Below are 19,265 nucleotides of genomic sequence, written 5' to 3' on the forward strand. Positions count from 1 at the left end.
GGCGGAACGAGGGTGCTCATAAACAGGCTTGTAGCAGAGGTGTGACGCGCGGATCCAGTACACCCGCGCCAAAGCCATCGCCACCTGGCCCAAAGCAGTCTCAGCGGCTGACTATCGATAATCGACAATTTTCGATAGTTAGCCGCTCGAATATTTCAGTTGTCGACAGCAATGCAAGGTAAATTAGTTAGCCGAGGCTCGGTGCCTTGCGAGCACTCTATGGTCGCGTAAAAGACGACCGACATTCGCTCTAGGCAAGTGTTGTCCACTCACCTATAAATATGCGCTGGGTCGCAAGTATTTCCTCTGCTGCGCTGTAGTACCAGAAATCGGCAACAGGTGAGCTTTCAAGAACGTCAAGGAGGCCTCGTGGGTAGAAAGTCCAGAGAGAAGCGCGAGCGACGATTTGCCAAGATCGCGGAGGATCCTGGTTTTCTACTTCGCCAGATGATCAGCATGCCTGACCATTTTGGCGAGCGCACACAGGTGAAGGACACATTCCTCTCCCAAGTAAGGGAGACCCGCGCCCTCCTGTGCCAGTACGATGCCGCAGACGTAGCGCGTGCGATCGGCGTTTCCGAGCTCTGGCCGGCGAATTCCGGTAGCCACGTCAAACATGCGTTCGCATGGTGTGTGTTCCTGGACACCCCGCTCGAAGGACGCGGCAGTAGAAGAATCGAGAGCTATTCCGACTTCCAACAGTTTGTCGATGCACTTTATGCCACCTGGCCCCACTTTCCTACCCTTGAAGACTTCTCTCCTGAAGCGGATTGGGGACAGACCAAGGTGAGCCTCGGCGACCGGTTCGTACCGGTCTTTTACGGCAGTAGCATCGAGCGGGTTCCGGACTTCATGGAAGCCTTTCGAATCACCTACGCCGATGTGCCCGACGCCCTGGCCCACATGGACTTAGTCGTCGAGCTGCAGGCACTGATCATTGAAGCCATTCCACACCTCACGCAGTCCCCTGTTGTCGATACCGAATCCGGCCTTGTGGAACTTCCCCCGGAAGATTTCTGGCTTCCGTGCAGGGACGTGCTGCAAAACATCGCTCGACAGACTGTCGCCCGCCGCCAGCGCGCGGGAACCTCTCTCGAAGGGGAAGTCGGTGGCTACAAGGCTCCGCTAACGTGGGAATCGTTCGGCGACGCAGCATTCACTGGCGATGCCGTTCCCTTCTTGGGCGTCAATGTCGCCGGAACCTGGTATCCGATGGCGGTACGAAGCGCTCCAGGGGTAGTCGTCGACCACTGGGCAAAGAAGAACGCTTCGGGTGTCAGCCCTCAAGTGCACAGGAGGCTGGGCCAGTTTGTCCTCGAACGGTTTTACGACACGCTGCCAGGGCCGCTGATGTTGATTCTCGGCGGCGAGATATGCACAGAGCTGCCCATCAGCAGTGTGACCTCCGCGCCGACAGGTGTGTACCTTGTTTGCGCTTGCGATCATGAACTGCTTGACAAGCAGTCGGCGGTTGCGGCCGCCGTTCTGGCCAAGGCCCGACAAGCAACGCACATTCGCTTCAAGATCGCTGGAGGCCCAGAGGTCCTGCTCTCGAAGGACGGCGTCAATGGCCCGTCAGCCGATGAGCTGCGCATTATCCTCGCGCCTACTTTGGCAGCTACCACTGCGGGGCTCCTGAACCATCCAGACGAACCGTTGCGACTCCTGCCGCTCGCGGATCTCATTACCATCTTCGACAGCCTGAAGAATCTGGAGGATCTGCAGCGCTACTGGGCTTTTTGCGATAGGCAGGGGTCGGCCCTAAATCCCTTCTCCCGCGGTCCTGTCGATCTCTTCGCTTCATTTAAGGACACCGACGCGGTTCTGGTTGATGGCGCCGTCGAGCCCACGATGATCAGCCTCGACCCAAGCTGGGGCACTTCGTGGCGGTTCAAGGTACTCGCGGAGTTCTGGTCAAGGGCTCCTCGCGTCTTTCCAGATCGCACATCTGGCTGGCGATTGCGTCCAGGGACCGAAGGCGTCATCGAGATGAGCTCGCGCGGCCGCAAGGTCATCGCCTACTCCACGCTCGTCGGCACCTGCACTGTTCAAGCCTTGCTGGAAATCAAGGGCGACCTGGACTTGGAAGATGGGCGCATGGTCGACCTGTTCATCCAGATTCTCGCCGACAGCTCTTTCAGGTGCCGTGGGCTGCTGGCCGCCGCGCCCCTGTTCCAGCTTGACCATGTTCTGTTTGTTTGCAAACGCAGCGCGTCCAGCACCATCACTGACGATGGTGAAGCGGACTCTGGCGCGGCTAATAATGCAGGTCCGGTCGTAGCTGCTGCCGAAGGACATTTCGGTAGAGCTGCAGTTGTTCACCTTGATGTCGATGTTCGTGCGGTACTCGCAGGCTTGACTGACGCTACCAACGGGACTTTCGAGGTGCAGTGCCTTGTGGAGGCGGTGCGCAAGAGCCACGACGCCCTTGGCATGTCGCTGCCGGAGGGGCTGGAAGAATCAGTTCTATCAAAGTCAGGTGAGCTCGCCCGATACACGCTGCGGGTCGCCACTCGGCGCGTCGACGTTCCCGACCACCCACCGGTGGTCATTCCAAGGATGTCCGACTACAAGCTGGCTCGCAAGCAACTCGCTGAGGTGATCCGAGACCTAGGCATGGCGCCTGGCCGATACGCGCTGTCTGAGGCCAAAGAGAAAATTGACCTAGCCAGCGCCCAGTTCAGGCTTCGCATCGAAGGGCGGCTCGCTCAGCTCGACCGACTTCAGTTGATTCGAGCTTGCATCGAACAGCACGATGCGCTCCTAGCCACCGAGCGAGGGCGGATTGACAGAGCCCGCCAGAGCCTGTCTCACCAGGTGGACTATGACCGAGTTGATGCTGTTGAAGAGGCGCGCGAGCGATACGGCACTTTAGCTCGTCACTATCGATACTTGCTGGAGAAGGCCGTCAGTAGCCAAGCATCTGGACCCGGTGAGGTCACTCCCGATGTGCTGCGCGAGCTGGTCGGCAAAGTTGACTGGCTTATGTCGCTTGCAGGAGCCAGCGACGTCCTCCACAACGGGTTCGATGTTGCGGGCGTCACCATCAACGATTCGTTCATCCCGGAGGTCTTCTACTCCGACGGTTCCAATGACCGGGAGATTCGGTTCGCGCGTGAGTACGCCAAGACACGACTTGGTCTGGGAGAAAACCGCAAGGACGTAGTCGAGGGCGAGTCGGAGGCCCTGTTGGAGTCAGTCGATTTCAACAACGCTTTTGAGACCGACCTTGGGTTCAACCTGTCGGACCTGTTCACGTCCATATCCGTGCTGGCCCAAGCTCAGCACCATGGTTTCGCCAAGGATCTGTCGCTTTCGTATGGCGCAAGCCGAGTCAAACTGGCAGAGAAGCTTGCCTCGGAGGTCAAGGACCTTGGACAGGAGAAGGCAGAGCGCATCGTTGCCTTCCTGACCCTCTCAGAGACCGGCCTTCTGCGACTGGCCGGCCGGGACGTCCAAGAGGAGGAGGTACCCTACTGGGAGCATAGCAAGCGCGTTCACCGATACGCCATCCGCCCACTGGTACGGCTCGGTGATGAGCTGCGCTGGGGCGCGGAGGCGGCAAGTCGCTGCATGTTCAATTGGATGTCGTCGGTGCGCGATGGCTACCTGCCTGCCGATTTCGGTTGGCCTAACATCGAACCCGCAGTTCGGCAGGTGAAGGCCAGCATCGAGAAGCGGCTGGAGTTCCGCAGTGAAGAGATCTTCCGCAGGCACACCTCGTTTGTCGCGCGAGGCATCGACTTTTACCGGAGGTTTCGGGATGAAGGATTCGAAGATGTTGGTGACTTCGACGTCCTCGCGTATTGGCCCGATCAAAATCTCTTGGTCGCGGTCGAATGCAAGTACAACCAGCCGGCCTACACAATGAAGGACGGTCGCCGGATTCGCGACAAGATTTTTGGGCGCAAGGACGACGACAAGGGCCAGATTGGAAAGGTGCTCCGCAGAGGTATCTTCTTGGAGCAGCACCGAACCCGAATGCTGGAGCTCCTAGGATGGCCGAAGCCCGCCGAAGTTCCAGAGCGCTATGTGGAGCTGTACGTCAGCAGGGACATCTACTACTGGATGGTTCACCCGCCCTACCGTGTGCCTACCCATTTCGTGAGAATTTCGACGTTGGATTCTTGGCTAAGCACCGAGCTCTTCACGGTCACAGGTCTGTCTTGAGCCTGTCAAATCAGGCCACCCCGCCTGCCACAGGTCGATCGGCAGGTCGATATTGCGGTGTGGCATCAAGCGTCAGAGGAGGGAGGCTCAGGCAGATGCCAAATACCGGCTCACCTGTGGCGAAGATAGTGGGAAAATTGACGTGGTTCACTATAGGCAATCATGGCGAAAGCAAAAACTAACTCGGACGAATTTGGCAAGCTGCTAGTGCAGATTAAGTCTTGGGCCATCCAAGCCATGTTTTCGGAGGATGAACTGCTGGAGCAACTCGTCCTCAAAGGTGGCAATGCCATGGCCTTAATCCATCAAGTCAGCGCGCGCGCATCCGTCGACTTGGACTTTTCTTTGAAACAGGATTTTGGTGACGCAATTGCGGAGGTCCAGTCTCAAATTGCTTCAGCGCTGAGCGAAAAGTTCGAGGCCGAGGGTTACCACGTCATAGATTTCTTGATGTGTGAAACCCCAAAGGCCATCTCGGATGACATGAAGCATTTCTGGGGCGGCTACAAAGTGGAATTCAAGCTTGTCACCGCTGAAGTTTTCAAGGCCAACTCCACTGACATTGAGGTTCTGAGAAGGTTATCGATCAATCTCGGCCAAGGCCCCAAGTTTTTGATCGATATCAGCCGCTTTGAGTATGTTGAGCACAAGCAAGAGTTCGATTTTGACGGCTACCTCATCTACGTCTACTCGCCCGAGATGATTGTTTGTGAAAAGCTCCGTGCAATTTGCCAGCAAATGCCCGAATACGGGCCAATCGTTAAGCGAACTCGTGGCAGCACCCCCCGCCCTCGTGATTTTCTGGACATCTTTGTGCTCGTGGACACGTTGCAGTTGGATATGACATCGAACAAGGCGGCTGAAATACTGGCCGCCATGTTCGAGTTGAAGAAAGTGCCGTTAGCTTTTTTGGGGAAGGTTGGGCAAACCCATGATTTTCACGCGGCAGCATATTCGTCAGTTGAAGCAACCGTTACCCCAGACTTCAAACTCAAGGAGTTCGACTTCTACTTCGCTTACGTGCTGAAGCTCATCGATAAATTAAAACCCTTTTGGGACAAATAGTCGCCAAGCCTGTTCATACCTGGTATCAGGCATGTCGTGGGCAAGATAGAAATCATGCACCATAGGTAGACGGCGTATCAAATCCAGTTGCGCAGGTTTGTAGCCAGCTCTTTCCAAGTAATACCCTATGGCTTGGTGATATGGGTAAGCAAAGTCGAGCTTGCGAAGCATCGGCACTAGCTTGTTCACTGAGACTCGGTCTTTCGCCAGTTCAAAAGCTTTGGCTACCTCGAATACACCTCCGGCATATGCTGGTCTCACCGTGATGTCAATCAAGGTGCGTTCCATATTAGTTAGCCGCGCTTGCACTACCCGGCCGTCATCGTCGTTTGCCGGCTGGACAACTACGCCCAGATGCCCTGTGCCCGCGCCGTTGAGTAGAAATATCTTTTTGTCACCTTGTTCAATCCAGTTGGCCGTCAGTCTCTCGGGACGTTTAAACGAATCGTCAATTTCTGATTGAGTGAGTTCAGGTGGATCTGTTGGCCAGGTTGCTCTCTCGTTCGTGAGATAGATGCTGTTGGGAACTTGTTCAGTTAGCCCAAGCATGCGCACAGCGGTGTAGTGGCTGAAGTGAACGTTTTTTTTGATATTCAGCAAAACTTGGAGCAGCGGAACATCCCCCCATACGTATGCAGTTTCACTGCGCTGAGGAAATGGGAACTCGTAGATCTTCAGCTTTGAATGGTCTTTAAGGAAAGAGATGAACTGGGCAGCCGTTGTGTTGGCAGCTAGGCGCCAAAAACTTCTTTGCGTCGTGAGAATATCCCTCACTTCCTTGAGCTTCAAAACAGGGTTAGGAAGCTGATCGAAGTGACTGACTATGTCTGCTTTGGCAATCTGAATTCGAGAGCGTGCCATAGTATTTCCTGATGTGTATGAACGTACTTGGCAGCATTGATGCTGCCAAGTATGAAGTAATCTTTTAATCTTGGCAAATACTGACCACCCAAGCTTCTAGATTGACCTATTGTGCTTTGCAGCGTTAACGCTGCAAAGCATAACACATTTTTTGTTAGTTTTCCGATCTCCTGGCTCAGCCGTGCGGCTCTAAGGTTCTTACCATTAAGAAGAAATTTAGAGGCAAAGCTAGCATCATCTGAGCACCCTCGAGCATTAAAATGAAGCATTAATGCTTCATTTTAATGCTCGGGTTGAGAAATATAGAGTTTACGGGCAAAGAAAAATGTGTTATGCTATGAAGCATTAATGCTTCATAGCACTAGTGCTTTTAACAATCGCAATAAGGAAACGGAAAGCGCTGCGAGTCTGCGGATCTGGCGAAGTGCAGAGACAAGCCAATATGCCGGCTGACGTACCCGTCGGAGAGGATGCCAGTTGAACGGTCACAAACCACACTGCGACGCGAATTAACACAGAGAGGTCTCTCACCTCGTCAGGGACGATCCTGAGCGGAAGCGCTTTTAGGGTTTGATCCGCCCAAGATAAAGCATCTGACGTTGCCCAAGTCCCGATGCCACCTCGAAGGATTCGCGACGTCAATACAGGTCATGGCGGACGGCGTGATCGTAATGCACGTTGATCTTCTCGATCTGCGCGGCATCCACTTCGGTTGGCACGTCCGCGAGCCTGGCCAACGACGCCATGACGTGGCCCACCGTCGGCAGCGTGTCGCGGTCAAGCTTTGCGCTTTCTTTCCAGAGCCCGGCGCGATTGACGGCTTTCCCGCAGTGAAGGAGGACCTCAGTCAAGACCAGATATCGCGGGTACAGGCCATTACCCCTGCCAGTTGGCGCATTCTCTGCCACGTTACCTTGCGCGACGCACCGTTCTCCAACTCTATTTGAGCCACGGCCGCAGACAGCACGCTCAACGGAGCCTCGTCAAGCACGGCCCGCATCTGTGCAATGTGCTTGGGAGGAATTGTGCCGGTGACCAGTGCGTGACGCAGGGTGGCGGGCGGTATAGGCTCGCTGTAGCTAATGCTGCCTGAACGTGCTGCCATTTCTAGCGCGTTGCCAGGTTGTTCATCTGATTTTGACTTGCGGATGCCCGTAACCCCCAGGCCGTAACCCAACACGTTAGCTAAGCGTTCGGCACGCGTGAGACTTAGATTGGCTAGCTTCCCGGTTTCAAGCGCGTTGATCGTTGCACGCGATAGGCCTGCCAACTCACCAAGACGTTCCTGGCTGAGACCCATGTCGGATCTCTGGCGTTTTACAACATGCGAAAGTTCACTGAGGATGGCCATGCTGGCACCATAGCAGAAGCCATAGGGATAGTCGAATATATTCGACTTCTGAATGACGAATGTATTTCACACTCCTTAGCTATTGATGCATTCTTAGCTGTACAGCAAATATAGAAGTTGAGTCCTCGAAATGGCACCGGCACACTTACGCGCTTGATCTGAGAAGAGGTGGCAGGCAGTCGGCGAAGTGCGGTTGAATTTTGGACATCGGCGAGATGATCTCCGGGTCGCCTGTGAGGGCGGCAAGCTGCATGGCTGTCATGGTGAAGATCGCATTAGAGTCTTTCAAGAATCGGATCATCAAATTCTCATCGTAGCCGGCGCTTCGCAGCTTCAACGGATGGAAGCCGGAATGCACGAACGAGTTCAGCGTCGGCAGAATCATTGCCCGGAATCCGTCGAGCATCTCAAAGCACCCCGACGGGCCAACATCGCGCAAAGCTTTGATCATTGATGTGACGCCTGGCAGCGCCTTGCCGGCCGCGAGCTCAGCGTCCAGCGATACTTCGGCATCGAGCGCCAAAAGATGCTTCTCTTCGGCGGCCCAAGCGAGCCAGATCGATCTGACCAGTGCCTCGAATTGGAGCCGCAACAAAGACGCTGCCGACGGATCGAAGCCTTCGGCCACCAACGTTCGAATCGCTCGCGCGTGCTGGATGCCAAGTTCGCCCGCGCTGAAACTAAGAACCGTGTCGAGCGCCTCTTCGTGCAACTCATAGGACTCTGGCCGCAGGATGTCGAGCGCCGCGAGGTCGAGCTCCACTGAACGCCGGAGCATCCCTTTCAAATCCAAGGTGCGCGGATAACTGGGCGACGGCTCGGGGGAACTCATGGGCATCAAGCATATCCTCGAATGTGCGGTTGGCAAGCGTATGCATACGCGTCACATTCGTGCTCTTTAGGCTTCACAGGAAATGCGATCGCAATCTACTCATGATCCAGTCGAACTCGACTTTGCCAAGCTCCCATCCCTTACGCCTGATGCCGACATCGACCTCATCCAATAGCTTGGTCAAAGTCAGATCGTGGCGTTCAATGCGCTTCCTTTCGGTGTAGTCGGTCAGTTGCTCTACAAGATCTATGCACATAAGGTACCGTCCACGGCGTTCCTCTTCAGTCAGGCCAACCACATAGCGGCCATCGACCTCACGTGCAGCAACTTTCGGTTGCGTGCCGGTCAGCGTAGTGGGAAATGGATCGTGAGGGAAGTCTTCTGGCACCAAGACTTCTTTTTCGTCGTCGGGAGTATCTTCCCCGGTCACATCGGAGGATTTCATACGCACTTCCTTGCGGTTTCTGTTGAACACAAAGGCCACAGCGCTTCAGAGAAAATCAAAATCCTGTGACCAATGACTCCCGTCTCAGACCTCTCCAGTGCATCTTCCGGATCGTCATGTTTCCGTCACGGATTGATTTTTGGTTTCTGTACCAAAGCCCATCCCTAAAATAATGCCTGGCGTTGCATTCTTTGCAGTCGTACCATCCCTCGCGGGACGGAGAATGTAACTTGGCATCAAACCAAGGTGTCAACTTTTCCATGTTCGAGCTTTTCTTTATCGAATAGGCTACCAGCGCACGCGGGAAATCTCTTCGTCCACCACGTCGAGGAATATGTCGGCCCTTTCTTCGGGCGTCAGAGTGTCATATTGAGGCGGCATACCGCCCAGCAGCATTTCAATGGCGGTCAGGCCGGCGTATATCTTTTGCGGGCTCCGCAAGAAACTCCAGAGCAAGGTCGAACTGACGTCGGCTTCAAGGTATTTCTGGATGATTTGCTTCAGCAGCGACTTGTCCAAGCGTTCATCGAGCTGAAACGCAGGGTAGCGCTGGTCATCGACTCGGTCTGGCGACGAAAGGAAAATGAATTCACCGGCGTGTGCGCGCTCATAAACCGCCTCGGGCGAGCACTTCAGATGATCCGCCATCTCCTGGACTGTCAGCACTCTGTATGGATGCATAAAGCGACCGGGATTCTGGCTGTCCATGATTGGTAGCGGCCGCCCGACAGCGGTCCAAACTTGCCACAAGGGCATTTGATCAATACTCCAGGGCGCAAGCACTCTAAGCCAGGTACCGAGGGTTGCACGCAAGCATGGCTCGCATAAATCGATTTCCACTCTATTCCCATCACCAAAAATCGAACCATAGCCCGCGTCAAAGCCAATGGACGTCATTTGTTCGAAATCGGACTCGGTACGATGGACTTCCTTGTCACATCGATCGCACCTGATTTGATCGACCACGCTGACTGCCTCAATACCTTTGAGCTGCACTGAATACTCCTGGCGAAATTGCAGATAACTAGCCTGCAGCGCCCGCGTGGAGGGACTCAATCAGGCGGATCACGTCGTACGCTCGGCCGTCCGCAACTGCTTTCTCCGCGGTTCTTTGACCAAATGGAGAAAGCTGTTCTGATCGGAACCAATGCAGCGCTTTCGGTAGATCGCTGCCTGATGCGTCATAGGCGGCTTTGATGACGAGGAGGTTTTTCCTGAGATGTACTTGGATCTTGGCCGTGCCTGGCCTCTCCGTGATTGCGCTTACAGACACTTGGGCATTCCGAGACAACATTTCGACGTCGATCCCGAGCAGACTGATGTATCGGGCCGGCGAGAGCATCGGTGCAAGCTCGGGATCCTGCAGGTCTTCAATGACGTTCCAATCTGTCGCGAGTTCCACCTGTTTATCCGTCAACAGCGAGATTTGTTCAAGCTGTCCGAGCAATCCGCGGAGCGCGACATATCCGCGTGGTTCTCCGTTACGCATGCCCTCGACCAGCTCTTGTTGAATGCGTTGCACATGCGCCATGCCGAAGTACTGAATAGCTTCAGTAATCGCGTCGTCCGGGATTGTGGTCATATGCTAGTTCCTTCAGTGTGTGCGGGCCTGCTCAACTCGCGATTGACGGAAGGTCCTCTGTTAATGTCGATAGATATTTCTCCCAGAGTGCCAAAGCATCTCGCTTCTCACGCATGTAGTCGTGCCTGTCATAGTGCTTGTTCTGAACACCGCTTAGACCGTGAGACTGAAGCTGCGCGCGATGGTCTTTAGAAACGCCTAACGACGCCAGTTTTGTTTCGATAGTGCGGCGAAAGTCTGAGAACTCAAAATGTTCTGCGCAAAGGCCCTCCGCTTCCAACTCGCGGCGGATCCGCAATACTTCTTTGGAAATCGACTCAGCATTGAGCGCGGTGTCTTGTCTTGAGCCTGGTAGCAAGTAGGATGAGTGGGCACTTTTTGCGTAGTTCACTAGCCACCGCACCTCTTCCATGGCGTGGGGGAGAAGGGGAAGCAGATGTTGCCGCGGGGTTACGCGGCGTCCTTTCCCATCGAAGAGCAGAATTGTTCCGGCTTCAAGGTCAACATGAGCAACCTTGATTGATACCACCTGCTCGGCACGCTGCCCGCCTAACAAAATGCACAGGCGTAAGCCTCTCTTCGCTATGGTGGGTTTGGTCTTCGATTGAATACGCCGCCATATCTCCTTGAACTCACCGTCGCGCAGGTAGCGAGTCCGGGCCGTCTGGTACTGTGCTAATGAGTCGATTCCGGAGATCGGATTTGATTCGATTCCATAGTCAAGTTGTGATTTGGGTGCTGACGGATTTAACTGTGCGCTTTGCGCGCGAGCATATGCGGCGTGCAAGTAGGAGCGCACTTTTCCTGCGGTTCGGCCGGAGGATTCGCTGATAACTTCCCTCAGAAAATTGGTGAATGCGATCGGTGTGATTTGTCGCGCTGGCTGGTTCGCCAGCTCAGAGGGGGCAACGAACCGCTCGAGCAGTTGCTCCACCTCTCGCGCAGAGGATTTACCGGTGTCCTTGAGGTGCCGGGCATATGAGCGGCACATTTGAATAAGGCTAAGGTTTGAAGGCTCTGTAGTTGCAGGTCTTGGGTTGTCCGCAGGCGGTGCTATTGCTGGAGGTGTTGGCGTCGGGGTGGCTATTTCGCCCCCATCGACGATGGGTGAGTTCTCAAGTGATACTCCTAGATTGGATGCCTGTTTTCGCGCTTGAGAAAGGGTCAGGTATCCAATCTGCTTTATTCTGGAATAAAGCCCAAGAGGAACGGCTTTTGATTGTCCAGCTGCACGGAGCGGCCTGTAATAGAAGCGCCGGGCTCCGCCTGGTGAGATCCGTAAAACCAACCGGCCCATCCCGTAAGCCCCATGGTCGTCACTCAACCACAGCTCACGGCCTGTCGAGTGGGCGAGTTGAGTTGATTTTTTTATCCTCGAGGCATTTAGTCGCTGGTGCATTGCTAACTCGTACCCAGTTACCGATTTCGTAATCGTCCTGTTGCTCCTTTGTTCGTCAATGTATGACTGTCGAGGAAAAAAATCCAGCTAAGTGACTGATTTAAAAGGGTATTTCTAAATCGGCTTGATGCGCTCTGAGACGTCTTGAACCCGCTTGATGCGATATGACGTTGGACTGTAAAACCGCTGGCATGACTCATAATCCTTTGGTCGAGTGTTCAAGTCACTCACGCCCTACCATTTAAATAAGCTATAATTTGAGGCTTAGCGGCTGTAGCTCAGTTGGATAGAGTACTTGGCTACGAACCAAGGGGTCGTGGGTTCAATTCCTGCCAGCCGCACCACTTTTATTAGTGATTTCAATAGCTTAGAGGCTCACCCCTCTAGGCTATTTTTCTTTGCGCCGGTGTTTTTAGTGGTTTTCCGGGGCTGTACGTCCACCAGCCGCTCAGCTATTCTGGAAGCTCATTCCGGAGGAGAGACATGGGATCACTGAACGTCGAGGACCACGGCGACTGGCTGAGTTTTGGCCTGTCGCACGCAGGCAGCACCATTCCGGTCAGGATTTCGCGCGAGGCGATGGAGGAGTTCTTCGGTGCCGTGCCGGAGCCGGACTCCCTCAAAAAAGCCTACGAGCGTGATGCTGAAATGATTCACGCCCGGGCCGCCGACCTGGTCGTGGCGGGCGTGAACTACACGCCAGACAATCCCCTGACGCTGAAAATGGAAGATTTCTAGAGGCATTCGCGGCCGGCGGCCATGAATGCTATGGTGGCCGGAGCATGAACAAAGCCTTTACCAAAGAAACCGACGCCGAAGACGACGAGCCGGCGCTCCCGCCGCTGCCCGCGGGCGGCAAAAACTACATCACACCGCAGGGCTATGAGCGCCTGCGCAGAGAACTGCTGGACCTGATCGACAACGAGCGCCCCAAGATGGTGGAAATCGTTCACTGGGCTGCCAGCAACGGCGATCGCTCGGAAAACGGCGACTACCACTATGGCAAAAAGCGCCTGCGGGAAATTGACAGGCGCATCCGCTTCCTCACGCAGAGGCTGGAGATCGCGGAGATCAGCAATCCCTCCCTCCATCACGGCAGCGACCAGGTCTTCTTCGGCGCGACCGTGAGTTATGCCGATGACAGCGGCGCCGAGCGCACGGTGACCATACTCGGCATCGACGAGGCCAACAGCGCCCTGGGGCAAATCAGCTGGATATCGCCCGTCGCCAGGGCGCTGCTCAAGTCGCGGGTGGGGGATGAGGTGAGCCTCGTGACGCCGCAAGGCTTGCAGACGCTGGAGGTGCTGAAGGTGGATTACCCGGCGCCTGATGAGCGTACGGCCGGTTGAGCAGCCCGCTACTAACCGGTCGACTTGGCTCGCTGAACCCGCAGCACTGAGGGCGTGCGCTTGACACTGCGCAGGGCCGAAGCCAGGTGCACACGGTCGCGCACCGCCACGCCAAAACGCAGGTCGGTCGCGTCGTGCGAGGGCTCCTGCTCCATGTCTACATGGGTGATGTCGGCTTCGGCGCTGGCCAGCGCGGCCGCGACGCGTGCCAACACGCCCTTTCCGTTGGACACCGTGACCAGCAGGTTGGTTTCAAAAGTGCGCACCGGCTCGTCCGACCAGTCAACCGCGATGAAGCGCTCACTGTCGCGATGCTGCAGGCGTTTGGCGACGGCGCAGTCGTCGGTGTGTATGACCAGGCCCTCTCCGCGGCCCAGGTAGCCGACGATGCCGTCGCCCGGGATGGGCCGGCAGCAGGGCGCGAACTGCACCGAGGCGCCTTCGCTGCCGTCAATCACCAGGGCGCCTTGCGACACCGACTCATGGGCGGTGTAACGCTCGCGGCTCATCAGCAGCGCGTTGGGTTTTTCACCGGTCTCGGCGAGCAGGGTCACGATGCGCTTTGCGACCATGCTGGCGATGCGTTTGCCCAGGCCGATGTCGGTCAGCAGGTCGGCGCGCGTGCGGTTGCCGGTAAAGCGCAGGATTTTTTCCCAGGTGGCGTGGTGGGCCTCATCGTCCTCGGGCAGGCGCTCGCGCTCTATACCCTCGGCGCGCAGCGCCTGGGCCAGCATTTTTTCGCCCAGGTCCTGCGATTCCGACAGCGCCATGGTTTTCAGGTGGTGGCGTATCTTGGAGCGCGCCTTCCCTGTGCGCACAAAACCCAGCCAGCCCGGGTTGGGGCTGGAGACGGAAGCCGTGATGATCTCGATAACGTCGCCGTTGTGCAGTTCGGAGCGCAGCGGAACCTGTTCGCCGTTGACCTTGGCGGCCACGGCGCGGTGGCCCACGTCGCTGTGGATGGCATAGGCGAAATCCACGATGGTTGCGCCGCGCGGCATGGCCATGATCTGGCTTTTCGGCGTGAACACATAAACCGCTTCGGGGAACAGGTCGATCTTGACGTGGTCCCAGAACTCGGCCGCGTCGCGCGTTTCATGCTGGATGTCGAGCAGCGACTGCAGCCACTGCGTGCCCAGGCGTTGCGAGGCGTCGCTGTCCGGGTCCGTGGCCTTGTACAGCCAGTGGGCCGCCACGCCGGACTCGGCCACCACGTGCATGGCCTCGGTGCGCATCTGGAACTCGATATTCGTGCCGAAAGGACCGACCAGGGTGGTGTGCAGCGACTGGTAGCCGTTGATCTTGGGGATCGCGATGTAGTCCTTGAACTTGCCGGGCAGGGGCTTGTAGAGCTGGTGCAGCACGCCCATCGCCGTGTAGCAGGCGGTCAGGTCCTTCACGATCACCCGAAAGCCGTAGAGGTCGGTGACCTGGGCGAAGGACAGGTGCTTCTCGTCCATCTTGCGGTAGATGGAATACAGCGTCTTTTCGCGCCCCGAGATCAGCACGGGCACCTGCGCGCTGCTAAAGGCCGACTCGACCTCACCCTGGACCCGCTTGATCACGTCGCGCCGGCGGCCGCGCGCCTTTTGCAGCGCCTTGGTCAGGGTGGCGTAGCGCCAGGGGTGCAGGTGCTGGAAAGACAGGTCCTGCAGCTCGCGGTAGGTGGTGTTCAGGCCCAGGCGGTGGGCAATGGGCGCGTAGATATCGAGGGTTTCGCGCGAAATGCGGGTCCACTTGGCGCGCGGGACGTCGCCCAGCGTGCGCATGTTGTGGGTGCGGTCGGCCAGCTTGATCAGGATGACGCGCACGTCGCGCGCCATGGCCAGCAGCATCTTGCGGAAGGATTCGGCCTGGTTTTCCTCGCGGGTGTTGAATTCCAGCTTCTCGAGCTTGGTCAGCCCGTCCACCAGTTCGGCCACCGGGGCGCCGAAGCGCTCTATCAATTCGGGCTTGGTGACGCCGCAGTCTTCAATCGCGTCGTGCAGCAGGGCGGCCATGAGGGCCTGCGCGTCCAGCTTCCATTCGGCGCACTGCTGCGCCACGGCGATCGGGTGGGTGATGTAGGGTTCGCCGCTGTTGCGCAGCTGGCCCAGGTGGGCCTCATCGGCAAAACGGTAGGCGCGGCGGACGTTGTCGATGTCGGCCGCGCTCATGTAGTCCAGCCTGGCCGTGAGCGCGGCAAAACTCGCGGCCGCGGCATTGGCGGCGGCCGGGGTCGATTTGCTGGCAACAACGGGCGAAAGCATGGCGCTCATGCCTTAAATGTATCGCGGCATGAAAAAAACCTGAAAAAAATGGACTTTGGAGGTCTGAAAATGAAAAAAGCACCGATATTCGGTGCTTTTTTGCGAGCCTGAACAGTGTTTCAGGAGGGGACTTTTTTCAGCATTTCAAGGCCGATCTTGCCGTCGGCGATTTCGCGCAGGGCGGTCACGCCGGGCTTGTTCTTGCTTTCGATCTTGGGGGCATGGCCCTGGCTCAGCATGCGCGCGCGGTAGGTGGCGGCCAGCACCAGCTGGAAACGGTTCGGGATTTTTTCGAGGCAATCTTCGACGGTAATGCGGGCCATGGTGATCTCCGGTGTGATCGATAAGGTGAAAAGCGCTGAAATCAGGGAATTTGAAGGGCCTGGAAGGTCTCGGCACGGGCGCGTCGCTGGGCCGAAAACTTGAGCCGCTGGGCATGCACAATGGTTTTCAGGTCGAAAACTGCCCGCTCAAACAACTCATTGATTATAACGAAGTCGAATTCCCGGGCCTGGGCCATCTCGGTGGCCGCGTTTTTGAGCCGCAGTTCGATGACCTCGGGGCTGTCCTCGCCGCGCCGCTGCAGGCGGGAGCGCAGTTCTTCCCAGCTGGGCGGCAGGATGAAGATCAGCACCGCATTGGCAAAAATCCGCTTGATGTTGATGGCGCCCTGGAAGTCGATCTCCAGGATCACGTCGGCGCCATGGGCCACCCGCTCCTCGATGGTCTGCCGCGAGGTGCCGTAGCGGTGGCCGTGCACATGGGCCCACTCCAGGAAGGCGTCGCGAGACACCATGCCGTCGAAATCCTCGGGCGACAGGAAAAAGTACTCCCTGCCGTGCTTTTCCTGCCCGCGCGGAGGGCGGGTGGTGTGGGACACCGAGGGCTGGATGCGCGAGTCCAGCTCCATCAGGGCCTTCACCAGGCTGGATTTGCCCGCCCCGCTCGGGGCGGCCACGACAAAAAGGTTTCCGGGATAGTCCATGCGTACAGGGCGTTGAGTGCTGAGTTATTAGAGGGGCGGGGCTGTCGGGCGTTACAGGGGCTTATTCGATGTTCTGGACCTGCTCGCGGATCTGCTCGATCAGCACTTTCATGTCCACGGAGATGCGGGTCAGCTCCAGGGAGGCGGATTTGGAGCCCAGTGTATTGGCTTCGCGGTGCAGTTCCTGGATCAGGAAATCCAGGCGCTTTCCCAGCTCCCCGCCGCCGGCGAGCAGGCGGTCGATTTCGTCGAGATGGGATGACAGCCGGGTGATTTCTTCCGCCACGTCGATCCGGATGGCGAAGGCGGTGGCTTCGGTCAGGGCCCGGTCCTGGGCAATTTCCGGCAGCGCGCCGCCGTCGGACAGGGCCATGGCCTCTTTCCAGCGCTCCAGGAAGCGGGTTTTCTGCTGCTCCACCAGCTTGGGGACCATGGGTACGGCCAGCGCGGCCAATGCCCGCAACTGCGCCGTGCGGTCCAGCAGCATCTCCGCGAGGCGGGCGCCTTCGCGTTCGCGGGCCGCCATCAGCTCTTTCAGGGCCTTTTTGGCCAGCTTGAGCAGCTCATCGCTGTAGTCGTGTGGTTTTTTGTCTTCATTCGTCGCAATTCTGAGAATATCTGCGACGCTGAGCGCCCCGGCCTGCGGCAGCCAGGATTTGATGCTGTCTTCCAGTGAGCCCAGGCGCTGCAGGGTGGCCGACGAGGGCGCGCGCAGGTTGCCCGACGAGGCGCTTTCGAGCGACACCCGCACTTCGACCTTGCCGCGCTTGAGTTTGCCGGTGAGCAGTTCGCGCAGGGCCGGTTCGGCCTGCCGGAGTTCGTCGGGCAGGCGGAAGGCCAGGTCCAGGAAACGGCTGTTGACGGAGCGTATTTCGACACCCAGACGGGAGTTGGCGTCCGGGCCCGATTCAGTTTCCGGGGCGGACTGCGCCATGCTCGATTGCACGGTTGCATAACCCGTCATGCTGTAAACTGACATTTGTAGATACGCTTTACTAGAGAGAGAACCAAGACCCAGGCCGACATTGTCACGCCCGGGCAGCCCCAAATTATGTCAAAGGTCAAGCCTGCACCGTTGCCGCCCGACACCGTGATTGGTGGCTATCGTGTTGTGCGAAAGCTTTCGGCCGGAGGCTTCGGGGTAGTTTACTTGGCCGTGGACAACGAGGGCCAGCAGGTCGCCATCAAGGAATACCTGCCGTCTTCCCTGGCCAGCCGCTCGCCCGGCGAACTGCTTCCCCAGGTCCAGCCTGAAAAACTCTCACTGTACCGCCTGGGACTCAAGAGCTTTTTCGAGGAAGGCCGCTCCCTCGCCCAGATTTCCCACGGTTCCGTCGTCAGCGTGCTGAATTTTTTCCGCGAGAACGAAACCGTCTACATGGTGATGAACTACCTGGAGGGTGGCACCCTGCAGGACTTCATCATCACGGCTCGGGAGCTCAAAAAGCAGAAGGTTTTCCGTGAATCGACGATCCGCTCGCTGTTCGACGAGATCCTGCGCGGCCTGCGCATCGTGCACCAGCACAAGATGCTGCACCTGGACATCAAACCCGCCAACATCTTCATCACCGACGACAACCGCGCCGTGATGATTGACTTCGGCGCCGCCCGCGAGGTGCTGAGCAAAGAAGGCAACTTCATCCGCCCCATGTACACGCCCGGCTTCGCCGCGCCCGAGATGTACCGCCGCGATTCCTCCATGGGCCCCTGGACCGATATTTACGCCATCGGCGCCTGCATTTACGCCACGATGCAGGGCTACCCGCCCAACGACGCGCCCCAGCGCCTCGAAAAAGACCGTCTGTCGCTTGCCCTGTCGCGTTTGCGCGGCGTCTATTCCGATAACCTGATCGAGGTTGTAGAGTGGTGCATGTCCCTCGACCCGCTGTCCCGCCCCCAGTCGGTTTTCGCCCTGCAAAAAGAGCTGAGCCGGGAAGGCGAGCGCCGCTACACCAAGCTCACCGTCAGCGAAAAGGTTCGCCTGCAGTTTGACAACATGGTGTCCGACACCAAAAAATCCGCGCGCAAGGCCACTGGCTACGCGACCAAATTCAAATGAAATTCTCAGTCTTTCAGGTCAGCCGCAAAGGCGGGCGCGAAAAGAACGAAGACCGCATGGGCTATTGCTACACGCGCGAATCGGGCCTCTTCGTGCTGGCCGACGGCATGGGCGGCCATCCTGAAGGCGAGGTGGCGGCCCAGCTCGCCCTGCAGACCATCTCGGCGCTCTACCAGAAGGAAGCGCGCCCCGTCATTGAAGACACCACCGAATTCCTCTCCACCGCCCTGATGGCGGCGCACCACCAGATCATCCGCTACGCCAGCGAAAAAGGCATGCTGGACACCCCCCGCACCACGCTGGTGGCCGCCATCCTGCAGGGTACGGGCGCCACCTGGGTGCACTGCGGCGATTCGCGCCTTTACGTCGTGCGCGACGGTGAACTGCTCACACGCACCCGCGACCACTCCTACCTTGAGCAGCAAAGCGCCGGCGTGATCAAGCTCGAGCGCATCAACCGCAACATCCTCTTCACCTGCCTGGGCTCGCCCACCAAGCCCGTCTTCGACGTCGCCGGCCCCGTCACCCTGCAGCAGGGCGACAAGCTGCTGCTGTGTTCCGACGGCCTCTGGGGCAGCCTTAGCGACGCCGAAATCGTGCGCCAGCTGGCCAGCAAGGGCGTGTCCGACGCCGTGCCCGATCTGGTCGAAAACGCCTTGCGCACCGGCGGCGAGCACAGCGACAACGTCACCGTGCTGGCCATGGAGTGGGAAACGCCCGACGCCTTCGAGTCCACCCGCGGCGTCTCCACCGACAGCATCATGGACGGCGTGTTCGCCTCGACCATCCAGGCCGGCGTGCTCGACACCATGGTCGACGACCTCGACGAAGCCACCATCGAGCGATCCATCGCCGAGATCAACGAAGCCATACGCCGCTCGGCCGCCAGAAAAGCCTGATACCGGGGCCGGCGCTGCC

Annotated in this window: 18 protein-coding genes and 1 tRNA gene; 7 read left to right on the top strand and 12 right to left on the bottom strand. The window is 57.7% G+C overall.

Annotation, left to right across the window (positions count from 1 at the left end; all coding sequences use genetic code 11):
• Positions 1-369: 369 nt before the first annotated feature.
• Entirely contained in the window at positions 370-4,170 is a 3,801-nt protein-coding gene (locus ACSQ27_RS16840) for a hypothetical protein (protein ID WP_436156644.1), read from the top strand.
• 162 nt (positions 4,171-4,332) lie between these two features.
• A complete protein-coding gene (locus tag ACSQ27_RS16845) occupies positions 4,333-5,235 on the top strand; it encodes a nucleotidyl transferase AbiEii/AbiGii toxin family protein (protein WP_436156645.1) in 903 nt (300 codons plus the stop codon).
• Here ACSQ27_RS16845 and ACSQ27_RS16850 read toward each other — a convergent pair.
• The 8 genes from ACSQ27_RS16850 to ACSQ27_RS16885 form a co-directional block, all read right to left on the bottom strand.
• Positions 5,212-6,096 (bottom strand): type IV toxin-antitoxin system AbiEi family antitoxin domain-containing protein, encoded by an 885-nt coding sequence (locus ACSQ27_RS16850; protein ID WP_436156646.1) that lies wholly within the window; start codon positions 6,094-6,096, stop codon positions 5,212-5,214. The genes ACSQ27_RS16845 and ACSQ27_RS16850 overlap by 24 nt on opposite strands.
• 638 nt (positions 6,097-6,734) lie before the next feature.
• Complete coding sequence (locus ACSQ27_RS16855; RefSeq protein WP_436156647.1) at positions 6,735-6,947, bottom strand: hypothetical protein; 213 nt, start codon at positions 6,945-6,947, stop codon at positions 6,735-6,737.
• Positions 6,944-7,447 carry a helix-turn-helix transcriptional regulator gene (locus ACSQ27_RS16860; protein ID WP_436156648.1) on the bottom strand — a complete coding sequence of 168 codons (504 nt, stop codon included), beginning with the start codon at positions 7,445-7,447 and terminating at the stop codon, positions 6,944-6,946. The genes ACSQ27_RS16855 and ACSQ27_RS16860 overlap by 4 nt, the downstream gene beginning before the upstream one ends.
• 145 nt (positions 7,448-7,592) lie before the next feature.
• Positions 7,593-8,285 carry a DUF6988 family protein gene (locus ACSQ27_RS16865; RefSeq protein WP_436156649.1) on the bottom strand — a complete coding sequence of 231 codons (693 nt, stop codon included), beginning with the start codon at positions 8,283-8,285 and terminating at the stop codon, positions 7,593-7,595.
• A gap of 67 nt (positions 8,286-8,352) precedes the next feature.
• On the bottom strand, positions 8,353-8,724 hold the full coding sequence (locus ACSQ27_RS16870; RefSeq protein ID WP_436156650.1) for a hypothetical protein: 372 nt from the start codon (positions 8,722-8,724) through the stop codon (positions 8,353-8,355).
• A 288-nt stretch (positions 8,725-9,012) separates the two neighbouring features.
• Complete coding sequence (locus ACSQ27_RS16875) at positions 9,013-9,720, bottom strand: hypothetical protein (RefSeq protein ID WP_436156651.1); 708 nt, start codon at positions 9,718-9,720, stop codon at positions 9,013-9,015.
• Between the two features lie 28 nt (positions 9,721-9,748).
• Positions 9,749-10,306 (bottom strand): hypothetical protein, encoded by a 558-nt coding sequence (locus ACSQ27_RS16880; RefSeq protein ID WP_436156652.1) that lies wholly within the window; start codon positions 10,304-10,306, stop codon positions 9,749-9,751.
• A 31-nt stretch (positions 10,307-10,337) separates the two neighbouring features.
• A complete protein-coding gene (locus ACSQ27_RS16885) occupies positions 10,338-11,705 on the bottom strand; it encodes a tyrosine-type recombinase/integrase (RefSeq protein ID WP_436156653.1) in 1,368 nt (455 codons plus the stop codon).
• A 267-nt stretch (positions 11,706-11,972) separates the two neighbouring features.
• Here ACSQ27_RS16885 and ACSQ27_RS16890 point away from each other — a divergent pair.
• The 3 genes from ACSQ27_RS16890 (at position 11,973) to greB (ending at position 13,054) form a co-directional block, all read left to right on the top strand.
• Positions 11,973-12,049: transfer RNA gene (locus ACSQ27_RS16890), tRNA-Arg, on the top strand.
• A 139-nt stretch (positions 12,050-12,188) separates the two neighbouring features.
• Positions 12,189-12,443, top strand: coding sequence for a hypothetical protein (locus ACSQ27_RS16895; RefSeq protein WP_436156654.1), 255 nt, complete (start codon positions 12,189-12,191; stop codon positions 12,441-12,443).
• 44 nt (positions 12,444-12,487) lie between these two features.
• Positions 12,488-13,054, top strand: a complete 567-nt coding sequence (gene greB, locus ACSQ27_RS16900) for a transcription elongation factor GreB (protein WP_436156655.1) — start codon at positions 12,488-12,490, stop codon at positions 13,052-13,054.
• Between the two features lie 11 nt (positions 13,055-13,065).
• On the opposite strand, the gene ACSQ27_RS16905 is transcribed toward greB, so the two are convergent.
• The 4 genes from ACSQ27_RS16905 to ACSQ27_RS16920 form a co-directional block, all read right to left on the bottom strand.
• Positions 13,066-15,312, bottom strand: coding sequence for a RelA/SpoT family protein (locus tag ACSQ27_RS16905; RefSeq protein WP_436156656.1), 2,247 nt, complete (start codon positions 15,310-15,312; stop codon positions 13,066-13,068).
• Between the two features lie 110 nt (positions 15,313-15,422).
• Positions 15,423-15,626 (bottom strand): DNA-directed RNA polymerase subunit omega, encoded by a 204-nt coding sequence (gene rpoZ, locus ACSQ27_RS16910; protein WP_348046396.1) that lies wholly within the window; start codon positions 15,624-15,626, stop codon positions 15,423-15,425.
• Between the two features lie 41 nt (positions 15,627-15,667).
• Positions 15,668-16,288, bottom strand: a complete 621-nt coding sequence (gene gmk, locus ACSQ27_RS16915; RefSeq protein WP_436156657.1) for a guanylate kinase — start codon at positions 16,286-16,288, stop codon at positions 15,668-15,670.
• Between the two features lie 61 nt (positions 16,289-16,349).
• Positions 16,350-17,267 carry a YicC/YloC family endoribonuclease gene (locus tag ACSQ27_RS16920; RefSeq protein WP_436156658.1) on the bottom strand — a complete coding sequence of 306 codons (918 nt, stop codon included), beginning with the start codon at positions 17,265-17,267 and terminating at the stop codon, positions 16,350-16,352.
• Positions 17,268-17,339: 72 nt separating this feature from the next.
• On the opposite strand from ACSQ27_RS16920, the gene ACSQ27_RS16925 reads away from it, so the two are divergent.
• Both ACSQ27_RS16925 and ACSQ27_RS16930 read left to right on the top strand, forming a co-directional pair.
• Complete coding sequence (locus tag ACSQ27_RS16925; protein WP_007874747.1) at positions 17,340-18,347, top strand: serine/threonine protein kinase; 1,008 nt, start codon at positions 17,340-17,342, stop codon at positions 18,345-18,347.
• The gene (locus ACSQ27_RS16930; RefSeq protein ID WP_436156659.1) at positions 18,344-19,246 is read left to right on the top strand and encodes a PP2C family protein-serine/threonine phosphatase; all 903 of its coding nucleotides are present in this window, start codon (positions 18,344-18,346) and stop codon (positions 19,244-19,246) included. Before ACSQ27_RS16925 ends, ACSQ27_RS16930 begins: the two co-directional genes overlap by 4 nt.
• The last annotated feature ends 19 nt before the right edge of the window (positions 19,247-19,265 follow it).

The sequence above is a fragment of the Polaromonas sp. LjRoot131 genome (assembly GCF_964252805.1).
Lineage (GTDB): Bacteria > Pseudomonadota > Gammaproteobacteria > Burkholderiales > Burkholderiaceae_C > Polaromonas.

What these genes read in the sequence shown, in the direction of transcription:
- ACSQ27_RS16845 (WP_436156645.1), top strand. Translation starts at nt 4,333, where the DNA reads ATGGCGAAAGCAAAAACTAACTCGGACGAATTTGGCAAGCTGCTAGTG.
- ACSQ27_RS16850 (WP_436156646.1), bottom strand. Translation starts at nt 6,096, where the DNA reads ATGGCACGCTCTCGAATTCAGATTGCCAAAGCAGACATAGTCAGTCAC.
- ACSQ27_RS16860 (WP_436156648.1), bottom strand. Translation starts at nt 7,447, where the DNA reads ATGGCCATCCTCAGTGAACTTTCGCATGTTGTAAAACGCCAGAGATCC.
- ACSQ27_RS16865 (WP_436156649.1), bottom strand. Translation starts at nt 8,285, where the DNA reads ATGCCCATGAGTTCCCCCGAGCCGTCGCCCAGTTATCCGCGCACCTTG.
- ACSQ27_RS16870 (WP_436156650.1), bottom strand. Translation starts at nt 8,724, where the DNA reads ATGAAATCCTCCGATGTGACCGGGGAAGATACTCCCGACGACGAAAAA.
- ACSQ27_RS16880 (WP_436156652.1), bottom strand. Translation starts at nt 10,306, where the DNA reads ATGACCACAATCCCGGACGACGCGATTACTGAAGCTATTCAGTACTTC.
- ACSQ27_RS16885 (WP_436156653.1), bottom strand. Translation starts at nt 11,705, where the DNA reads ATGCACCAGCGACTAAATGCCTCGAGGATAAAAAAATCAACTCAACTC.
- ACSQ27_RS16895 (WP_436156654.1), top strand. Translation starts at nt 12,189, where the DNA reads ATGGGATCACTGAACGTCGAGGACCACGGCGACTGGCTGAGTTTTGGC.
- greB (WP_436156655.1), top strand. Translation starts at nt 12,488, where the DNA reads ATGAACAAAGCCTTTACCAAAGAAACCGACGCCGAAGACGACGAGCCG.
- ACSQ27_RS16905 (WP_436156656.1), bottom strand. Translation starts at nt 15,312, where the DNA reads ATGAGCGCCATGCTTTCGCCCGTTGTTGCCAGCAAATCGACCCCGGCC.
- rpoZ (WP_348046396.1), bottom strand. Translation starts at nt 15,626, where the DNA reads ATGGCCCGCATTACCGTCGAAGATTGCCTCGAAAAAATCCCGAACCGT.
- gmk (WP_436156657.1), bottom strand. Translation starts at nt 16,288, where the DNA reads ATGGACTATCCCGGAAACCTTTTTGTCGTGGCCGCCCCGAGCGGGGCG.
- ACSQ27_RS16920 (WP_436156658.1), bottom strand. Translation starts at nt 17,267, where the DNA reads ATGTCAGTTTACAGCATGACGGGTTATGCAACCGTGCAATCGAGCATG.
- ACSQ27_RS16925 (WP_007874747.1), top strand. Translation starts at nt 17,340, where the DNA reads ATGTCAAAGGTCAAGCCTGCACCGTTGCCGCCCGACACCGTGATTGGT.
- ACSQ27_RS16930 (WP_436156659.1), top strand. Translation starts at nt 18,344, where the DNA reads ATGAAATTCTCAGTCTTTCAGGTCAGCCGCAAAGGCGGGCGCGAAAAG.